Source organism: Sphingobium sp. PNB (assembly GCF_019873065.1).
Lineage (GTDB): Bacteria > Pseudomonadota > Alphaproteobacteria > Sphingomonadales > Sphingomonadaceae > Sphingobium > Sphingobium fuliginis.
The window spans coordinates 1-2,533 of record NZ_JAINEZ010000192.1; the positions used below are offsets into that span (position 1 = coordinate 1).

Below are 2,533 nucleotides of genomic sequence, written 5' to 3' on the forward strand. Positions count from 1 at the left end.
CGCCTCACACTCTGGAATGATGGGGGTCAATTTTAGACGCCGATCACCCCGCTAAGGGGGTCAATTTTGCACGCCGCTCCACAATTGATCCGCGCACCACCCAATTCGCAAAGCTATGTCGCGGCCATCAGCGCGTGAAGCGCATTGAAGACGCGACTTCGAACATCCAGGACATAATAACAATGGAAAAAATATTTAACATCTATTAACCGCGATTTCTCAATTATCGTTTGATGCGCTTTTCGACAGCATATATTTCAGACGTATGAGCGCGATAATTTCCGCACTTATGGCATTTCTCCGGCTGATTTTCGGCCTGTTCGTCGTTGCGTTTTCCCTTGCCGCCACCAATTTTTTCAATTGCCGTGAATATTTTCGACGGAAGTTGGCATGGACTGATTGGCGAGGCCACTGCTGCATTCGATTTTTCAATCATACGCCCCTGAACTGGGCCGCTCCCTAGCTCTGGCCAACTCACTAGGTTGGTTAAGTGAAAGGGGATTCGATGGATTACGACCTATGCTCGTTCAGGGGTGACAGTGGTACCAATTATTTCAAATACGTTCTGGAAAATCGTCAGGCAGATCTGAAGAAACTGGAGGACGAACTACTTTCGGTACTTGCTGGTTCACCCGACTATTTCCGTACCGTTTACAAAAACCCGAGGCTTAATTCCACCAGCTTGGGGCACCGTGAACTCGTCCTTAAGCGGAATGTTGTCAACAACCTGGACAAATATAAGAAGGCAGCTGTTGCTGCAAACGAGATCTATTTGGCTCTTTATGCCGACATGACTGAACTTAAGTTCGTGATGGAAGCTCGGGAGAAAAATAAAGAGCAAATAGATACACGGTACAAGAGTGCAGGATTGTATGAGGGATCCCGTGAATTCATCGAAAGCATGTTCGATGAGCATGGGATCACAACATATAAGCTCTCCACGCTGGATGCCGACGATCGGGCGGTAATTGCGGATACTATAAAGAATCTGCTTTCTAGGCATTTGTCCAATGACTGATCGCTTGCCTTCCGGAGGTATCGGTCTCACGCCGATGCTGGAGGACCTGAAGGCGCAGCCTTCATTCGTGACCGTCGCCCCAAGGGCGGCGGTCACCTACATGCAAAAATGTTGGCTTCCACATTTTTGCGGTATTGCGCCTAAATGTTGGCACTCGAAACCGCATGGATTTGGCACCTCAAATCTTGAAGGTTTGTCACCGCCGCCAACATCCCTCTTTTCACTTTGACACCATCTGCACGGTGCAAACGAAGGTTTGTCACCTGCCGACGAGTGCGGCTGAGCATGTGGGCGCCGGAAATGTGCCTGCATGGCTCTGCTACTGAGAAAGGTTTCCGTTCGCTCAAGCGAAGATGATCATGAACTGGGCAACGCTCGTCCGGTCGGCCGCGCCGCCAGTAATCGAATAGGGAGGCCATATGGCCAACATGGATTTGAACGAACTTATCTCGGAGGAGCACCTGGGTGCCTTCGCCGCGATGTGGCCGCAGGAGCAAGAGGCAGCAGCGGCGGAGGTTAGGCAGTTGCTCGAACTGGTGACCAGGCCAACGGAGCACCTAACAAAGACCCAGGCCTTTGCACGTCGGCTGCTGCTGGGTCTGGTCGGCGACGAGCCTGACATTGCAATCTGGATGCAAGCCGTAGCTGCAAGTGGGCTCCAACTCAGGCCTGAGCATCAGTATGTCGTTCTGCGCGACCGCCAGAAGCCTGGAAGGTATATCGAGCGCGGGCTCAGAACCTATTTTGATGGCGTCGACGCTCGTCAACAACGGGCGGGGATCACTGACGAAGGCGTCAAGCAAGGCATGCATCTTGTAGCATTTCTGCTCCTTGCCAAGGAGTTCAAGAACATCGCATCAGGCCCAGCCGCGCTCGGACCGGCCTGGCCGCTGATGGTGGCAGTGGATTCCTATCTCTCAAATGATGAAAAGCGAGCATTATACGCCGCGGGGGCTGACGCAAAACTACAGCGAGCCTTAGCGGATGCCTTGAAGGGGGTCTTGGCTGAGGATGCATCATGTCAATCTGGCGCTGGCACTTCGTCGGCCTCACGCGCCGCGAATTGGCGTCGCGAGTTACCGCCGAAGACGAACCTTGAGCGATATTTCGAAGCGAAGCGAGCAGGGCGCTCAACCGACAATCGGGAAACCGATTTGATCACAGTCGAGGAGATGATCCTTAGCGGTCCCCGGCCGTCATTCCTTCCAGCCGATGTCGACCGATGCTGGCCCAGCAGATCCAAACTGCCGACCCGCTTCAATGTTCTCTTGCCGCAAAAAAGTGATGAGTATGAAACGTTCCTGAAAGCGATGAGAGCGATCGCGCGGCGGAATTCCAGGGAACATGCGATTAGGACCGAAGCACCTGAAGTATATTCTACAGATTTCAAAGTACAGGTTTGGTTGCGAAATTGGGTTGGGCGTGGCGGCGGTATAGCGCGACGATCTGGGTGAGAGGTCAGCGACTATCAGGATGAGAACAGATTGTCGCGGCGGGTTCATGGTGCCGGGTTAG

At 53.0% G+C, this 2,533-nt stretch carries 3 protein-coding genes; 2 read left to right on the forward strand and 1 reads right to left on the reverse strand.

What is annotated here, in order from left to right; genetic code table 11:
* Positions 1-223 precede the first annotated feature (223 nt).
* Entirely contained in the window at positions 224-436 is a 213-nt protein-coding gene (locus K7W03_RS27175; protein ID WP_222888068.1) for a hypothetical protein, read from the reverse strand.
* 69 nt (positions 437-505) lie between these two features.
* Between K7W03_RS27175 and K7W03_RS27180 the strand changes: the two genes are divergently transcribed.
* Positions 506-1,018: a hypothetical protein gene (locus K7W03_RS27180; RefSeq protein WP_222888070.1), complete on the forward strand. Its 513-nt coding sequence runs from the start codon at positions 506-508 to the stop codon at positions 1,016-1,018.
* 419 nt (positions 1,019-1,437) lie between these two features.
* Positions 1,438-2,472: a hypothetical protein gene (locus K7W03_RS27185; RefSeq protein ID WP_222888072.1), complete on the forward strand. Its 1,035-nt coding sequence runs from the start codon at positions 1,438-1,440 to the stop codon at positions 2,470-2,472.
* The last annotated feature ends 61 nt before the right edge of the window (positions 2,473-2,533 follow it).